At 37.9% G+C, this 16,249-nt stretch carries 15 protein-coding genes; 14 read left to right on the forward strand and 1 reads right to left on the reverse strand.

The features are described 5' to 3' along the window. The first annotated feature begins 11 nt into the window (after nucleotides 1–11). From QRX23_RS00145 to QRX23_RS00170, 6 genes are all read left to right on the forward strand, one after another. On the forward strand, nucleotides 12–1,961 hold the full coding sequence (locus QRX23_RS00145) for a cation:proton antiporter (protein ID WP_330155505.1): 1,950 nt from the start codon (nucleotides 12–14) through the stop codon (nucleotides 1,959–1,961). A 167-nt stretch (nucleotides 1,962–2,128) separates the two neighbouring features. Beyond that, entirely contained in the window at nucleotides 2,129–2,938 is an 810-nt protein-coding gene (locus QRX23_RS00150) for a TatD family hydrolase (RefSeq protein WP_140837629.1), read from the forward strand. Further along, nucleotides 2,939–3,496 (forward strand): ribonuclease M5, encoded by a 558-nt coding sequence (gene rnmV / locus QRX23_RS00155; RefSeq protein WP_330155506.1) that lies wholly within the window; start codon nucleotides 2,939–2,941, stop codon nucleotides 3,494–3,496. Beyond that, complete coding sequence (gene rsmA, locus QRX23_RS00160) at nucleotides 3,496–4,392, forward strand: 16S rRNA (adenine(1518)-N(6)/adenine(1519)-N(6))-dimethyltransferase RsmA (RefSeq protein ID WP_330155507.1); 897 nt, start codon at nucleotides 3,496–3,498, stop codon at nucleotides 4,390–4,392. The genes rnmV and rsmA overlap by 1 nt, the downstream gene beginning before the upstream one ends. Nucleotides 4,393–4,442: 50 nt before the next feature. Beyond that, nucleotides 4,443–5,819 carry a hemolysin family protein gene (locus tag QRX23_RS00165; protein WP_140837632.1) on the forward strand — a complete coding sequence of 459 codons (1,377 nt, stop codon included), beginning with the start codon at nucleotides 4,443–4,445 and terminating at the stop codon, nucleotides 5,817–5,819. Nucleotides 5,820–5,910: 91 nt separating this feature from the next. After that, a complete protein-coding gene (locus QRX23_RS00170) occupies nucleotides 5,911–7,269 on the forward strand; it encodes a hemolysin family protein (protein ID WP_002829225.1) in 1,359 nt (452 codons plus the stop codon). 55 nt (nucleotides 7,270–7,324) lie between these two features. Here the strand turns inward: QRX23_RS00170 and QRX23_RS00175 are convergent, their stop codons facing one another. Further along, nucleotides 7,325–7,573 (reverse strand): Veg family protein, encoded by a 249-nt coding sequence (locus QRX23_RS00175; RefSeq protein WP_002829224.1) that lies wholly within the window; start codon nucleotides 7,571–7,573, stop codon nucleotides 7,325–7,327. Between the two features lie 310 nt (nucleotides 7,574–7,883). Between QRX23_RS00175 and QRX23_RS00180 the strand changes: the two genes are divergently transcribed. From QRX23_RS00180 to QRX23_RS00215, 8 genes are all read left to right on the forward strand, one after another. After that, nucleotides 7,884–8,357, forward strand: coding sequence for a deaminase (locus QRX23_RS00180; RefSeq protein WP_330155508.1), 474 nt, complete (start codon nucleotides 7,884–7,886; stop codon nucleotides 8,355–8,357). Between the two features lie 20 nt (nucleotides 8,358–8,377). Further along, nucleotides 8,378–9,334 (forward strand): thymidylate synthase, encoded by a 957-nt coding sequence (locus tag QRX23_RS00185; RefSeq protein WP_330155509.1) that lies wholly within the window; start codon nucleotides 8,378–8,380, stop codon nucleotides 9,332–9,334. A 188-nt stretch (nucleotides 9,335–9,522) separates the two neighbouring features. After that, nucleotides 9,523–10,884: an LCP family protein gene (locus tag QRX23_RS00190; RefSeq protein ID WP_330155510.1), complete on the forward strand. Its 1,362-nt coding sequence runs from the start codon at nucleotides 9,523–9,525 to the stop codon at nucleotides 10,882–10,884. A gap of 234 nt (nucleotides 10,885–11,118) precedes the next feature. Beyond that, nucleotides 11,119–12,051: a phosphate/phosphite/phosphonate ABC transporter substrate-binding protein gene (locus QRX23_RS00195; protein WP_131474010.1), complete on the forward strand. Its 933-nt coding sequence runs from the start codon at nucleotides 11,119–11,121 to the stop codon at nucleotides 12,049–12,051. 123 nt (nucleotides 12,052–12,174) lie between these two features. After that, nucleotides 12,175–12,939, forward strand: a complete 765-nt coding sequence (gene phnC, locus QRX23_RS00200) for a phosphonate ABC transporter ATP-binding protein (RefSeq protein ID WP_330155511.1) — start codon at nucleotides 12,175–12,177, stop codon at nucleotides 12,937–12,939. A gap of 3 nt (nucleotides 12,940–12,942) precedes the next feature. Continuing rightward, complete coding sequence (gene phnE, locus QRX23_RS00205; protein WP_002829216.1) at nucleotides 12,943–13,725, forward strand: phosphonate ABC transporter, permease protein PhnE; 783 nt, start codon at nucleotides 12,943–12,945, stop codon at nucleotides 13,723–13,725. Further along, the gene (gene phnE, locus QRX23_RS00210; protein WP_002829214.1) at nucleotides 13,725–14,519 is read left to right on the forward strand and encodes a phosphonate ABC transporter, permease protein PhnE; all 795 of its coding nucleotides are present in this window, start codon (nucleotides 13,725–13,727) and stop codon (nucleotides 14,517–14,519) included. Before phnE (QRX23_RS00205) ends, phnE (QRX23_RS00210) begins: the two co-directional genes overlap by 1 nt. Nucleotides 14,520–14,599: 80 nt before the next feature. After that, nucleotides 14,600–16,153, forward strand: a complete 1,554-nt coding sequence (locus QRX23_RS00215) for a bifunctional metallophosphatase/5'-nucleotidase (protein WP_330155512.1) — start codon at nucleotides 14,600–14,602, stop codon at nucleotides 16,151–16,153. The last annotated feature ends 96 nt before the right edge of the window (nucleotides 16,154–16,249 follow it).

The raw sequence follows: 16,249 nt of genomic DNA on the forward strand, positions 1-16,249 counted from the left end.
AGGAGATTGTTATGGCGACATTTTATGCATTAGCCTATGTATGTTTAACGATTATTATCGCTAATTTTTTAACACAAGCATTTCCAAAAATGCCCCAAGCTCTCTGGCAAATTATTGGCGGTATTTTATTAGCTAGTTTACCAGTGATCAATAAATTTGTGATTATGTTAGATCCTGAGTGGTTTATGATGTTAGTCATTGCACCATTATTGTTTTATGAAGGACAGCGAACACAAGCAAAGTTAATTTCGAAGCATTTTCGTTCGATTATTGAATTAGCAGGTGTCTTGGCGGTCTTAACGGTTGTGGTTTTAATGACTTTTGGTCATTTTGCAATTGGTTGGGCTTTGCCGTTTGCGTTAGCGTTGGCAGCAATCGTTACACCAACTGATGCAACCGCCCTTGAATCAGTTACAAACGGATTGGACATGCCAAAGAATATTAAAAGATCGCTAAGTTTGGAATCTTTGTTTAATGATGCCACTGGTTTGGTTATTTTAGAGTTAGCTATTTTGTGGATGAATACAGGAAAATTTTCTTTCGTACACGGATTTGGTCAATTCTTGATTGTTGCAATAGGTGGTGTTGTTGCGGGTGGCGTTGCTGGATTTATTTATATATATCTTCGTCAACACTTATTAAAAGGTGAGTTTGACGATACAGTTGCACATGTTTTAATATACTTTATTGCACCAATCATCGTTTTTGGGATTTCAGAACATGTTTTGGGCGTCTCAGGAATTATTGCTGTTGTTGTGATGGGTGTGATGTCTAATATTGAACAGCAACAAACACAGTTTATGGCGCCAAAATTAAATCATTTAACGCTGCAACTAACAGATATTATTGCACAACTCTTAAACGGCTTAGTGTTCGTATTGCTTGGTACATCATTGGTTAAGGTTGCAAAAGAGTATATTCTACAACCAGTTAGAACATGGCTGACACTGATTGGTATGGGGTTAGCGTTATATATCGTTATGACGGTGTTTAGATACCTTGCGCGACGTTATAGTGATCGTCGTAGTAATGATCCAAATACAAAAATGGATAGTTTTGTATTTGCTATTGGTGGCGTCCATGGAGCGGTTACAATGTCAATGGCGTTCTCATTACCATTTACATTAAGTCATGGTGTTGCTTTTACGGAAAGAAACGACTTGTTATTGGTTGCATCGACTGTCATCATTTTGAGTTTACTAGTGCCAGTAATTCTGTTACCTAAATTACTAAAACGATCAGCACCTTCTTTTGAAGAATCAGCATATGTTCAAGTGCATACAAGCATGGTGAATGCGGCCATTGCCTATGTTAGTGATGTTGAGACGTCTCAAAACACAAAGCATGAAGTTATGAAACAATTGCAAGATCAGCTTGGCTATAGCGACTTACAAATAAGTAAATCTGAACGTAAGCAAGCGTACCGTACGTTGTTTGAAGTTGCAGATAATGCAATGGCAAAAGCCACTGAAAATAGTGCGGTTTCAGATCAGGCACTCATGTTGTATAACCGTATGCAATCATTACAGAATGGATTTGGAAAAGTTGGTAAGCATCGGTTCAAAATTTGGCAAGGGCTTATTAAACGATTGTTTATCCATAAATCAATCAATAATCAAAAACTAAGAGCGTATAGCCATAGTCAAGCTGTGGAAGAAGTAATCAACATTATGAATACCGCAATGACGGATTATATACAGCAGCTACCAAAGGAGACAGATAATCCACGACAATTGATTGCTTTACGAAATGCTTATACACAACAACAAGCAATGCTACAAAATCAAAAATCAAATTCATCAGACCAACAACGTATTCTATTGGAAGCCTTTCAAGTTGAATTAACTTATATCCAAGAACAACGTGCAAGTGGCGATAGTAATCCAAGTTTGCTAAAAACATTGTACGATGAAGTGATTAATGCGGAAGCAATTACATTGGCAAATAGTGTCGAAGAATAGATGGATAAAAACCGAAATTACTATGTTGTGGGATTGGCTGTCGTGTTATGCTTAATACACTGGTATGAGTGAGTTTTTTGGTATTTTTAAAAGACATTTGCTAGAATAATAAAGGTCTAGCATTAAAAAAATGAAGAAAAAATAAGTAATGATATAGAGGAGTCAAAATGGCAATTTATAATTCTGGTAATCAGCCAGCAGATGGCTATGATACACATACACATTTGAATGATGATACATTCTGGCACGATGTTGCTGCTTACTGGGCACGTGCACGTGAATTCCGAATTGTCGAAATGAATATTGTGGGCTATGATATGCAATCAAATGAACGTGCGCTTCAATTAGCTCGTGAATTTAAGGGTATGCATGCAATTATTGGATGGCAACCTGAAGATATTTCAGAAATTAATGATGACACATTAGCTATTTATCGCGAACAATTACAAGATGATCAAGTTATTGGTGTTGGTGAAACGGGCTTGGATTACTATTGGGATGAAAATCCATCAGCAGCTAGTCAAAAAGAAGCTTTCCGTCAACAATTAGCCTTGGCACGTGAATTTAAACTACCAGTGACGGTTCATACACGTAGCGCAATGAATGATACGTACAACTTATTAACAGAGGCGCATGTTGAAGAATTTGGTGGCGTTATGCATTCATTTACGGGAACACCAGAGGAAGCAAAACAGTTTATTGATTTAGGCATGTATATTTCATTCTCGGGGATTGCAACATTTAAGAATGCTAAGGATGTCCAAGAGACAGTTAAATCAGTACCCTTGGATAGATTATTAGTAGAAACAGATGCGCCATATTTGGCACCAACGCCTATGCGTGGTAAACCTAATGAACCAATGTATGTACATTATACAATTGCATATATTGCTGAGCTATTAGGCAAAAGTTACGATGAAATTGCTGAAATTACGACAAATAATGCCCATCGCTTATGGCATTTAGATCAAAAGTAGATGAAAATTAGAGAAGTTATTGTCGTAGAAGGACGTGCAGATACGGAAGCACTTCGACGGGCCGTTGTTGCTGATACGATTGAGACGAATGGGTCTGCATTAAATGAGCAGACGGTGGCAGCAATCAAGCAAGCAGCAGCGACGAGAGGCGTAATTATATTTACTGATCCCGATTTTAATGGGGAGCGTTTAAGAAAATTAATTAGTAAATCTGTTCCTGAAGCAAAACATGCTTTTTTGACCAAAGATGAAGCAGGACGCTTGATTAAGCACCATAGTCTTGGCATTGAATATGCCACACCCGAGACTTTACGCACAGCACTAAAATCGGTTTATACTGCTGAGACTGCTGCTGTAACATCTGACATTACGTTATCGGACTTACGCCATTTGGGCTTGATTGCCGGTCGTGAATCTGCCAAGCGACGTGAGCATGTAGCTGAGAAAATGGGGCTAGGATACGTTAATGGTAAACAATTAATGAATCGATTAACAATGTTTGGTATTAAAAAGCAAACGTTGTTAGAGGTTCTGAAAGAATTAGATGAGGAAGATTAATGACAGATGTACCAGATATTGCGACGCCAATGCGAACGCAAGCCATTATGAATAGTTTTGGTATTAATACCAAAAAGTCTTTAGGTCAAAATTTTTTGACAGACATTAATATACTAAAAAACATTGTTGCAGCTGGGGATGTACAACCAACGGACAATGTTATTGAAATTGGACCAGGAATTGGGGCTTTAACGGAACAATTAGCGCGGGCAGCTAAACAAGTTGTCGCATTTGAAATTGATGATCGTTTAATTCCGGTTTTGGAACATACAATGGCACCATATGATAACGTGACAGTGGTCAACCAAGATATTTTAACGGTTGATTTAGAACAAGCGATCAAAGAACATTTTACTGATCCTGAGTCACCATTAAAGCTTGTTGCGAACTTACCTTATTACATTACAACACCAATTTTGATGCAGGTACTACAATCAGATGTAAAGTTTGCAAATATTGTGGTGATGATGCAAAAGGAAGTGGCTAGTCGATTGTCGGCCGAAGTCGGAACAAAGGACTATGGTGCGCTAACTTTGGCGGTGCAATATCGTATGAATGCAACACTAGCATTTACGGTCTCACGAACGGCATTTGTCCCTAATCCAAATGTAGATTCCGCAATTATCTCTTTGACACCACGTGAACCATTAAAAGTCTTGCCACATAATGAAAAGCAACTATTTAATTTGTTCAAAATTGGATTTACAATGCGCCGAAAGACACTGTGGAATAATTTGATTACAGCTTTTGGTAAGGATGATGCGATGAAGGCGAAATTAACAGCAGCACTAGCTGATATTGATTTAGATCCAAGAATTAGGGCCGAAAAATTGTCATTAGAAAAATTTATTGATTTACACAATGCTTTAGTAAAAACAGGTGTGTACAGCAAGTAGCGCTGTTTGGTATAATCATAACTAGAACTAATTTTGAAAGAAGGTATATCATGGATTCCGGTCCGTCTATTATCACTAACTTAGTGATTATTATAATTATTTTGCTGTTAGCTGTTTTGTTCACTTTAACGGAGTATTCTTTAGTTAAAGTGCGTCCAAGTTCTTTGCGTGCGATGCAAGAAGCACGTGAGAAACCTTCAGGTAAGATTTCTCATGCATTGAACATGTTGGATCATTTATCAGAGTATCTATCAACTGCTCAGGTCGGCATTACATTGACGTCATTGATTTTAGGTTGGTTGGGTGAAGATTTTATTGCCACACTTATTATTAATGCAGAAATATTGCCAGCTGCGATTGCCCACAGTGTGTCATCTGTGGCTGCCATTTTGATTTTTACGTTCATACACGCGGTGTTTACGGATTTGGTTCCCAAGAACATTGCGATTGATCAACCAGTCAAGATGTTGCTAGCAATTGTACGTCCTGTGATGTTTTTCCACGTTATTCTATATCCATTAATTTGGTTATTTGATCGTGCAGCTGCATTTTTTACCAAGATTTTGGGATTCAGTGCACATCCTGATGAAGACATTTATTCAGAAGCCGAGATTCTATCATTATCAAGAGATGCTGCCGACGCAGGTGAACTTGATGAAGAAGACTTGACTTTCATGAAGCGTGCCTTTGCGATGAATGATAAAGAAGCAATTGATATTATGATTGATCGAACACAATTAACGGTTGTTAATGTGACGGATTCTATTTCAGATGCTTTGAATTTGTATTTGGAAGAAAAGTTTTCGAGAATGCCGGTAGTTGCTGACAATGATAAGGATAAGATTCTTGGCTATGTCTTTTCATATGATTTAGTACGTCAAGGACGTATTAGTCCAGAAGCTTCTATTAGAACTGTTTTGCGTAATTTACCGGTTGTCTCTGAAACGCAACCAATCACAGAAGTTTTACAAGAAATGATTGAACATCGTGCACCTATCGTCGTTGTAAAGGATGAGTTTGGTGGTACGTCAGGAATTGTTACTGATAAAGATATTTATGAAGAACTGTTTGGTTCTGTTCGTGATGAGGTGGATGATGTTGCCGATGACTTGGTTGAAAAATTAGGGTCTGATGCGGCAGGTAACATGCATTACAAAGTATCTGGTAAAATGACGCTATACGATTTTGAGCGTTTCTTTAAAACAGAAATTCAATCTTTCGAAAACTCAGAAAAAGTTACTTTGACAGGATATGTGTTAGATGAACATCCAAACTTCCAAGTTGGTCAAGGTATTCGCATTGCAAACTTTGAGATAACGGCACTAGATTTTAAAGATGCTTATATCGAAGAATTCGAAGTTGTGGCACTGCCAATTGAGCAAGAGGAAGATGCAGAAGAAGTCAATGAAAAGTCAGTACGTGCTTAATTGACTAATTCATGAAACGCTCGATAAATGTCGGGTGTTTTTTGCTATAATTTGCCTTATAAACAACTATATTCGAAAGTAGGAAATTAATTTGAGTGAAGGAAGATTAATCCTATCAATTATTGTGATAATCTTAGTGTTAATGTTCGCAGCATTATGTGTTTCGGCAGAATTTGCTTTAGTAAAAGTTCGGCGTAGCGCATTAGTGGAGTTACAAGAGGCACGTGAAAGACCATCGCGTAAAATTGCAGCTACGATTCACATGATTGATAATTTAAATGAGTATTTGTCAACAACCCAGGTTGGTATTACGGTTACTGGTTTGGTATTAGGTTGGATGGGTGAAGAAACCATTGCCCACTTATTACTTATCGGTGGTGTGTTAAAAGAAATGACCGGGCCTAGTGCAGCAGCGATTGCATCAATTGTCGCATTGATTTTGTTAACCTACATCGAAGTGGTGTTGACTGAATTAGTACCAAAGAATGTATCAATTGAATTTCCTGTCAAGGTTGCATTATTTGTTTCCGGACCCTTACGTTTTTTCCATGTGATTTTCTATCCATTTGTTTGGTTATTAAATAAATCAGCAACTGGTGTCACTCACTTGATGGGACTACGTACGGCTTCTGAAGAAAACGAAGTCTATTCAGAAGCGGAAATTCTGAGCTTGTCACGTAATGCAGCACGGCTTGGACAGTTACAAGATGAAGACTATGTCTTTATGGAACGTGCCTTTGAAATGAATGATAAAGTGGTCAATGATATTATGATTGATCGTACCCAATTATTCGTTGTAGATGTTCAAGATAATATTGATGATGCTTTGCATGCATATTTTGAAACGAAACATTCACGTTTCCCAGTCGTAGCGGATGGTGATAAAGACAAGATTTTAGGCTATGTTTTTAATTATGACATTATGCGTCAGGCAGAAGTTGACCGTCAGGCGCCTGTTCGTAAAATTATCCGTAATATGCCGAATGTACCTGAAAATATGCCAATTCAAGATGTTTTGAAGTTGATGATTTCAAAGCGAACACCGATGATTGTCGTTAAGGATGAGTACGGTGGTACATCGGGAATTGTGACTGATAAGGATATCTATGAAGAGTTGTTTGGCTCAGTTCGTGATGAAGTTGATTGGGTTGTTGATGATTTAGTTGAAAAGCTAGGATCTGATGATAAACAACAAATGCATTATAAAGTATCTGGAAAAATGACAGTTTATGATTTTGAACGTTATTTTAAAACGGATATTCGGGCCTTTGATAAATCAGATATGGTAACATTGACAGGATTTATCATTGAACAATTCCCAGAGACTAGAGCTGGGGATACAGTGCGACTAGAAAACTTTGAGATTACACCGCTGGATTATGAAGCAGCATATATTAACGAATTTGAAATTGTTCGTTTAGCTAAAAAAGATACTGAATTAACAGAATAAATAAAAAAGCGTTAACCATAATGATGATTTCAGTATGGTTAACGCTTTTTCAATATTATGCAAAAGCAATTTCAATGTTTTCAGTTAAAATATCAGTGTAACTAAATGAAGCGCGATCAAATTCGTGACCGTCTTGCTCTAAATCAAGGACGAAAACTGAACGGAAGGTATCTCGAACGATTGCTTGGTGTTCAATGGTGCGGTGACGACTTTCATGGGTTGTCAAAGTAATTTGTTCACCGATGTGTGCATCTAATTGTTGCTTAATTTCTGCTAATGCTGCAGGCATAAGAACTCCTCTCATGGGGCACCCCCATAGCCAGCGACAAATGAAATCGCTGCGTGAATATTATCTAAAATTAGATAAACCAAAGTTAATCTAATTTTAACATAAATTAAATTTAAAATCAATCAGGTCTATGTTAGACATTTGGAACAATGAAATTCTGTAAATTTATAGACTTAGGTAAGAAAGTTTGATAAAAATTAATTTCAGGTTGTGGGCATGATTGTGTAGAGGTTTTTTACTTACTTGAAAAATTTTAGGACTTTTATTTCAGTTCTATCCTTGCTAAGATTAGGAACAACTAAGACAAACAAGAAGGTTCTTTAAAATGGCGGATGAACGAATAGCTTGGGAAAAATATTTTATGCTACAGGCCATTATGCTGGCGGCACGCAGTACCTGTACACGTCTACATGTTGGTGCTGTCGTAGTGAGAGATGGTCGGATAATTGCCAGTGGCTATAATGGATCAGTATCAGGGACACCACACTGTACAGAAGTTGGCGATTTGGTTGTTGACGGGCATTGTATTCGCGCGGTACATGCCGAGCAAAATGCATTGATGCAACTTGCCAAAATGGGAATAAGTGCTGATGGTGCACAAGTTTTTGTGACAGATTTTCCATGTGTACATTGCACAAAACTTTTGTTGCAAGCAGGTATTAAAAAAATTAATTACTTACGAAACTATCATAATGATGATTTTGTAACAGAATTACTACAAACTAAAAATGTGGCAATTGAACAAATTAACGTGACATCAGCAGATTTACAAAAAATTGATTTTGATGCTTATCTATAAGAAAGGTTGTATAAACTAATATGAGTAAAAACGAACAAGGATATTTAGATTTGGCACAAGATATACTCGATAATGGTGCTGTTAAAGGAGATCGTACAGGGACCGGTACACGATCAGTTTTTGGTCGCCAATTGCGTTTTGATATGAGTGAAGGTTTTCCGTTATTAACAACAAAACGCGTACCATTTGGATTGATTAAAAGTGAGTTATTGTGGTTCTTACGGGGTGATACGAATATCAAGTTTTTATTGGAGCATAAGAATCATATTTGGGATGAGTGGGCTTTTAAAAATTGGATTGAATCAGCAGAGTATGATGGTCCGGATATGACTGATTTTGGTCGTCGTTCCCTAGTAGATGATGCATTTAAAGCACAATATGATGAACAACATGCAATATTTGTCGATCGTATTCTAAATGATGATGAATTCGCACAAAAGTATGGCGAGTTGGGAGATGTTTACGGTGCGCAATGGCGGCATTGGCGACGTGTTCAAGGTGGTTTTATCGACCAAATTAAAGATGTGATCGACCAAATAAAGACGAATCCAAATTCACGTCGTTTAATCGTAACAGCCTGGAATCCGGAAGATGTGCCAACACAAGCCCTACCACCATGCCACACGTTATTTCAATTTTATGTGGCGGATGGTAAGTTAAGTCTACAATTGTATCAACGTTCAGCCGATGTTTTCTTAGGTGTGCCATTTAACATTGCTTCATATTCATTGTTATTACACATGGTTGCCGCTCAGACTGGTTTAGAGCCAGGCGAATTTGTGCATACCTTTGGAGATACTCATATTTATTCAAACCATATTGAGCAAGTGACAGAACAATTACAACGTGAAATGCGTGAATTGCCTACCATCACGTTAAATCCAGATGTTAAGGACATTGCAGAGTATACAATGGCTGATATTAAGATTAATAATTATGATCCGCATGCTAGTATTAAGGCACCCGTAGCCGTTTAGTGGTATAAATTATCACAAACTGCTTAATTTTGATTAACGATTATACATGTTAGATTTCAAATTATGGTAAGATATATAAGTTACTATAAGCTTTTTCAAAGAAATCTTTTATAAAATCAAAAAGATTAATTCTTGAACAAAGTCATTGTGTGAATAATCAATTATTGAAGTTAAGAGAGGAGATGCTCATGGATAATGAGCCACAAACTCGATCGGCTCGTCGTGAAGCTGAAAATAAACAGAATAGGCGTAAAAAACGTGAAGGTGGACCACGCGAGCATAAAGATTCGCTGCCAGGCGGTGGCGGAAAAGGTCCGCGGAAACACCACACCATTCGTAATGCTATTCTGTTTGTAATCGCATTAATTGTTCTGGCAGTCGGTGCAATGTTTGGTATCGCTTATAATAATACAAAAAATGCGGTTGATAACTCCTTTCAAGGGACTGGCCTAACTAAAGAACGAAATGTCTCAAATGTTATTAAAAATGGTAAGCCATTTTCAATTCTATTATTAGGGACTGATACTGGAGAATTAGATCGAACTTATAAAGGGCGTACTGACTCATTAATGTTAGTTACCGTTAATCCGAAAAAAGAAAAGGTGACAATTATGTCACTACCTCGTGATTCGGTGGTTGCGCCAGTAGGATATGAAGATCAATTCCCACAAAAACTAAATTCAGCATATGAATTTGGATCAGCTAAAACAACAATCCAAACGATTCAAAAGTGGTTAAATGTTCCTATTGATTATTATGCGTTAGTTAATATGAATGGATTAGAGAAGGTTATTGATCAATTAGGTGGTGTACAAGTAAAGTCACCATTAACGTTCGGTTATAACCCATATACTGCTCATGATAATGGTGATGTCATTTATAACTTTACCAAGGGTTCATCTACTTATACGTTAAATAAGAATGGTTCTACAAAAACATACACGAAAATGGATGGGGCTGCTGCACTAGCATTTTCTCGTATGCGTTATGATGATCCACAAGGTGATTATGGACGTCAAGCTCGGCAACGTTTGGTTTTGCAAGCGATTGTTGATAAGGCAAAGAGTAATCCAACTAAGTTAATTAATCAAAAGTTTTTGAGTACAATTTCTGACTCTACAAAGACTGATTTGACCTTTGGTGATATGTTGACGGCTGCTTCAAAGTACTTGGGTGCTGCGAAAACAATTAAGACAGATCATGCGCAAGGAACATCAGTGTCATTAACTTCTGGTTCTTCAGAGTTAATTACGCAAAGTGAGAAACAACGCGTAACGAATGTTTTGCGTTCTTCGTTAGGGTTGAAACATAAGAAAACGGGAACACTTTACGGTGGTAACGTTTCTGAATCAACATTAGCAGCTAATGGATTGCCATCAGATAGTAATTCTTCATCAACGTCAACAACGTCAACTGATAGCACGTATGGTACGACATCGACAGATAGTACTTACGGGACAACAGATAGTACGTATGGTGGTACTGGGACAACTGGTACAGGTACTGATTATTATGGTGGCGGCGGAGCTGGTGCCGGTGCAGGTTATTAGAATTTTAAAATTATTGAAAGTAGTAAACGAATGTCGTTTACTGCTTTTTTTGTATAATTTTTGCATAAAAATGCGAACAATAAATTGGTACTATCCAATTTTTACTTTTATTTTTAAATATAACTGAACAATTTAAGTGTTGACGTTTTTATCGTTCGTTGTTATTATTTAAGTAACCTTTAAGAAATCGTATACGCGGGTATACAAGACAAAAATTTAAGGAGCACATAGGGCATGTTTAAGAGACTTGTTGCGGGAGCCACTGTTGCAATGTTGGCAACGACAGTAGTATCAGCTGTACCAGCACTATCAGCAGATGCAGCATCAAAGAAGGTTGATTTGAAAGAGTTGAATGTACAATTCGTACCATCATCTCAAGCAGACACAATTCAAGCAAAGGCAAAGCCATTGGAGAAATTGTTAAAGAAGCAACTGGGTATTCCAGTACACGTAACAATTTCAACTGATTACAACACAGTTGTTGAGGCAATGGGTTCAGGAAAGGTGGATATGGGATTCTTACCACCTGACCCATACGTACAAGCCCACAAGCAATATGGTGCTAAAGTTATCTTACAATCACAACGTTATGGTATTAACGATAAGAAGAATGATGGTTCTAATACAGATAAGCTAGTTGATTACTACCGTGCATTGGTTGTTGTTAAGAAGGATTCAGGTATTAAGAACGTTAAGGATTTGAAGGGTAAGAAGATTGCTGTTCAAAACCCAACTTCTGATGCTGGATATATCTTCCCAGTTGTTGATTTGAACAAGAAGGGCATGAATGTTATCAAAAATTCTAAGCTTGTGACTGTTAAGGGTCATGATCAAGGAGTTATTTCAGTTGTCAACGGTGACACGGATGCTGCTTTCATCTTTGATGACGCCCGTAACCTAGTTAAGAAGGATAATCCTGATGTCTTTAAGGATACACGTGTTCTAAAGTACACGGCTAAGATTCCTAACGATACAATTACTTTGCGTAAGGGTATCTCAAAGGCTGATGCAAAGACTATCCAAAATGCTATGATCAAGGTTTCAAAGACTGAAAAGGGTAAGAAGGTCTTGAACGATGTTTATAGCTGGGCTGGTGTAACAAAGTCAAAGGATTCAAACTTTGATACTGTTCGTAAGTACCAAAACAAGGTTGAAGATATTAAGTAATCTTTTATAACAGCATTTCTGAAAGTGAGGCTTGTCATACAATAATGCTATGGCGAGTCTCGCTTTGTACATATTTGAAAAATATATTATTTGTAGAGCTATATAGGATTGGATGGCAGAAGTATGAGCAATGGTGTAGGCACCATAAAAGTTAATGATGTTTCAAAGATTTATCCTAATGGAACGATTGGTTTAGATCATATCAACTTAGATATACAATCAGGCGAGTTTGTGGTGATTGTTGGTTTATCTGGTGCGGGTAAAAGTACCTTATTAAGAGCAATTAATCGTTTACATGATGTAAGCGAAGGGGAAATTTTACTTGATGGTGTGGATATTACTAAGGCAAAGGGTAAAGAATTACGTCAACAACGACGTAATATTGCGATGATATTCCAAAACTTCAATTTGGTGAAACGTGCAACAGTTGCTCGTAATGTTTTGGCTGGTCGAGTTGGTTATTATTCAACGTTTAGAAGTACATTTGGTTTATTTTCAAAAGAAGACAAAGAAAAGGCTGCTGCTAATTTGGATCGTGTGAATATGTTAGACAAATATTACACACGTGCTGATGAATTATCAGGTGGACAACAACAACGTGTGGCAATTGCTCGTTCAATGATGCAATCACCAAACATTGTTTTGGCCGATGAACCCATTGCTTCACTTGATCCAAAAACAACCAAGATGGTTATGGATGACTTGCAACATTTGAACGACATGGGGATGACCGTGGTTGTTAATTTGCACAGTGTGGAGTTAGCAATGGCATATGCAACACGTATTGTTGGATTGCGTGGCGGTAAATTAGTTTACGATAAACCCATTGCTGAAGTGAATGCCGACGATTTTGATGGTATTTATGCTGAAACTGGAGATGAGGAGTAGGATATGAACGCAACTTTACCTGAACGCCAATTCAGTGAAAAGTGGCATGTTAAGGGCATTTTGTCTGTCCTCCTATTTGTCTTAATTTTTATTGGATCGGGTTATAATACTGGTGCGACTGCAAACTTTAGTTGGGATCAATTCTGGGATTTATTGTTGCGGATGATGCACCCAGATTGGACATTTGTTTCGGCAATTATTACCCCTATTGCTGAAACCATTCAAATGGCGCTAGTTGGTACATTGTTGGGAACAATCATTGCAGTACCTTTTAGCTTGTTAGCAGCACGAAACATTGTAAAAAACACATATTTACGTGGTATTATTCGTTTCTTTTTGAATTTAGTACGTGCATTACCAGATTTACTGTTGGCAGCGGTCTTCGTAGCTATCGTCGGTATTGGTCCGATGGCCGGAGTTGGCGCGTTAACTATTTTTAGTTTTGGTATGATCTCTAAGTTGTTCTATGAAGCAATTGAAACAATTGATGATGGACCGATTGAAGCATTAACATCTGTTGGTGCGAATGGTATTCAGAAAATTGTTTTTGCGGTGATTCCACAAGTTATGAATCAATTCTTAAGTTACTTCCTGTACACATTGGAAATCAATGTGCGAGCATCAACTGTATTAGGTTACCTGGGAGCTGGTGGTGTTGGTTTGTACCTAGATCAGACACTGTCACTATTCCGTTACGATCGAACAGCTGTGGTTATTTTGGCTATTCTGGTTGTTGTTATTATCGTCGACGGTATTTCTAATCGATTACGGGAGGCGTTGGCATAATGCAAAAAATTCAACGAAATCCGTGGCAAAAATATGGCCCATGGATCATAGCAACCTTGGTGGTATTACTATTTATTTGGGCTTTCTCAGGTATTCCTTTGTCAACGGTGAAGCCTCAAGCAATGCAGGTAACGAAATCTATTATTCACGGACTATTCCATCCAGATTGGTCATACGTTTATTCGGGTGATGGTGAAGATTTGATTAGTGCCTTGATTGAAACATTGGCGATTGCTTTCCTAGGAACGTTTATCTCAGCCGTGTTGACGTTACCATTTGCATTTTTGGCAGCACGTACAAAGAAGGGATTCTTTACACCACGTTCAACGATTGGTAAGCTAATTTTGACGATTATTCGTGTCTTCCCAGAAATCGTTCTGGCAATTATGTTTATTAAGGCAGTTGGTCCTGGTGCTTATGCGGGTGTTTTGGCCGTGTCAATCCACTCGATTGGTATGCTGGGAAAGCTATTCTCAGAAGCTATTGAAAATATTGATCGTGGACCGAATGAAGCGATTGTTGCTGCGGGTGGATCAGCCCTTGATGGCTTAACTTTGGCAACTATTCCTGCAGTGATGCCAGAGTTTATGAACTATACACTTTACCGATTTGAGATTGCAGTTCGTTCTGCAGCTATTTTAGGAATTGTTGGTGCTGGTGGTATTGGAGCACCATTGATTTTCGCTTTGCAAACACGTCAGTGGTCAAAGGTTGGTATTATTCTTTTGGGAATTATCGTGATGGTCACAGTGATAGATTTCTTATCTGGACAATTACGTAAGCGTTTGGTTTAATTAGTAACGATACGAGATGATGAAGGCTGGCACACGATGTGGTACCAGCCTTTTTATTATTTATAAATAAGGAGAACAAAATGCAACTATCTATTTTGTCAACGTCAGATGTTCATGGCTATATACGAGCAGATGATTTTCGTCGCCCTTTATTAAACGATGGACTGGGACTATCACGTGCGGCGACAGTTATTTCAGATTATCAACAACAGGCGCAACAATCAGAAAATATTACGTTAATCATTGAAAATGGTGATTTTATCCAAGGGTCGCCATTAACCAACTATATTGAAAAAGTTGCAACTGATCAGACGGACGTCTATCAAAAATTAGCCGATACGGTGAAATACGATGTACGGATTCTGGGAAATCATGAATTTAATTTTGGACGTGAGTATATTGAAAAGGTCTTTTCAGAGACGCCTAATTTATTAAATGCCAATATTTTGGATGAAACAACACAACAACCGTTTGTGGGCGAGCCATATAAAATTTTTGAACGTCAAGGTGTAAACATTGGTGTCATTGGGTTAACAACCCAATTCATTCCCCATTGGGAACAACCAGCACATATTAAGGGACTAGTTTTTGAAGATCCAGTCGCAGTTGCTAAAAAGTATATTGCAGAAGTACGACCACACGTTGATGTGTTAGTGTTAGCTTATCATGGTGGTTTTGCCGAAGATTTAAAAACTGGTCAGCCTTTAGAGCGGGTAACTTCAGAAAACCAAGGTTATCAATTGTTACAACTAGCAGGAGTTGATGCACTTGTAACAGGTCATCAACACCGTGAAATTGCGGAGGTTGTTCATGGTGTGCCAACGACTCAACCAGGCTATCGGGGTGATCATGTTGGCTTGATGACCCTAACACTTAATGAATCAAATCAATGTGTTTCAGCAACAGCAGAATTATTGGCGACAGGCAATGCTCCAGAACGTGAGGATATTGTTGCTATCATCGAACCTTTGCAAGAAAAGGTGGATCAATGGTTAGACACGCCTGTTGGTCATGTTGGTGATAATATGCAGGTGGTTGATCACTTTGCAGCACGTGCACATAATCATCCATTTATTGAATTAGTCAATCAGGTGCAAATGGCTGCAACGGATACGGATATTTCCAATACGGCATTGTTCAATGATGAAGTTCGCGGTCTAGGAAATGCTGTGTCACAACGTGATATCATGACGAACTATATTTTTCCTAATACACTAGTTGTTGAAAAGCTGACGGGGCAAGATATTAAAGATGCTTTAGAAGTAAATGCCCGATACTTTAAGGTTGCAGATGATGGACAGCTAACTATTAATCCACTATTCACAACGCCTAAAGTCCAGCATTATAATTACGATATTTGGAGTGGGATAGATTATACCTTTGATATTAGTCAACCCATGGGACAACGAGTAGTTGCTATTGAAAAGGATGGTCAACCATTGGACATGATGGCCACTTATGAAGTTGCTATGAATAATTATCGTGCTGGTGGTGCTGGCAACTTCCCAATGTTTTCGACAGATAAAGTCGTTCGTGAGGTACAGCGCGAAACGGCAGATTTAATTGGTGAGTATATTATGGCTCATCCTGAAATTCATATTGAACAACCAACGAATTTAACTGTTATCTTCTAAATTGCTTTTTTTAAGGGAGTTTGTTAAACTAAGACGACCTTAGGAGGTGATAAGATGATACGTTTAGTATCTTCTAGTGACGCGGTTAACAATTGT

Origin of the sequence: Weissella paramesenteroides, from assembly GCF_036327715.1 — a bacterium.
GTDB lineage: Bacteria > Bacillota > Bacilli > Lactobacillales > Lactobacillaceae > Weissella > Weissella paramesenteroides.

Bases quoted from the DNA above. Each gene is read 5' to 3' on its own strand.
- QRX23_RS00145 (WP_330155505.1), top strand. From the start codon at position 12: ATGGCGACATTTTATGCATTAGCCTATGTATGTTTAACGATTATTATC.
- QRX23_RS00150 (WP_140837629.1), top strand. From the start codon at position 2,129: ATGGCAATTTATAATTCTGGTAATCAGCCAGCAGATGGCTATGATACA.
- rnmV (WP_330155506.1), top strand. From the start codon at position 2,939: ATGAAAATTAGAGAAGTTATTGTCGTAGAAGGACGTGCAGATACGGAA.
- rsmA (WP_330155507.1), top strand. From the start codon at position 3,496: ATGACAGATGTACCAGATATTGCGACGCCAATGCGAACGCAAGCCATT.
- QRX23_RS00165 (WP_140837632.1), top strand. From the start codon at position 4,443: ATGGATTCCGGTCCGTCTATTATCACTAACTTAGTGATTATTATAATT.
- QRX23_RS00175 (WP_002829224.1), bottom strand. From the start codon at position 7,573: ATGAGAGGAGTTCTTATGCCTGCAGCATTAGCAGAAATTAAGCAACAA.
- QRX23_RS00180 (WP_330155508.1), top strand. From the start codon at position 7,884: ATGGCGGATGAACGAATAGCTTGGGAAAAATATTTTATGCTACAGGCC.
- QRX23_RS00185 (WP_330155509.1), top strand. From the start codon at position 8,378: ATGAGTAAAAACGAACAAGGATATTTAGATTTGGCACAAGATATACTC.
- QRX23_RS00190 (WP_330155510.1), top strand. From the start codon at position 9,523: ATGGATAATGAGCCACAAACTCGATCGGCTCGTCGTGAAGCTGAAAAT.
- QRX23_RS00195 (WP_131474010.1), top strand. From the start codon at position 11,119: ATGTTTAAGAGACTTGTTGCGGGAGCCACTGTTGCAATGTTGGCAACG.
- phnC (WP_330155511.1), top strand. From the start codon at position 12,175: ATGAGCAATGGTGTAGGCACCATAAAAGTTAATGATGTTTCAAAGATT.
- phnE (WP_002829216.1), top strand. From the start codon at position 12,943: ATGAACGCAACTTTACCTGAACGCCAATTCAGTGAAAAGTGGCATGTT.
- phnE (WP_002829214.1), top strand. From the start codon at position 13,725: ATGCAAAAAATTCAACGAAATCCGTGGCAAAAATATGGCCCATGGATC.
- QRX23_RS00215 (WP_330155512.1), top strand. From the start codon at position 14,600: ATGCAACTATCTATTTTGTCAACGTCAGATGTTCATGGCTATATACGA.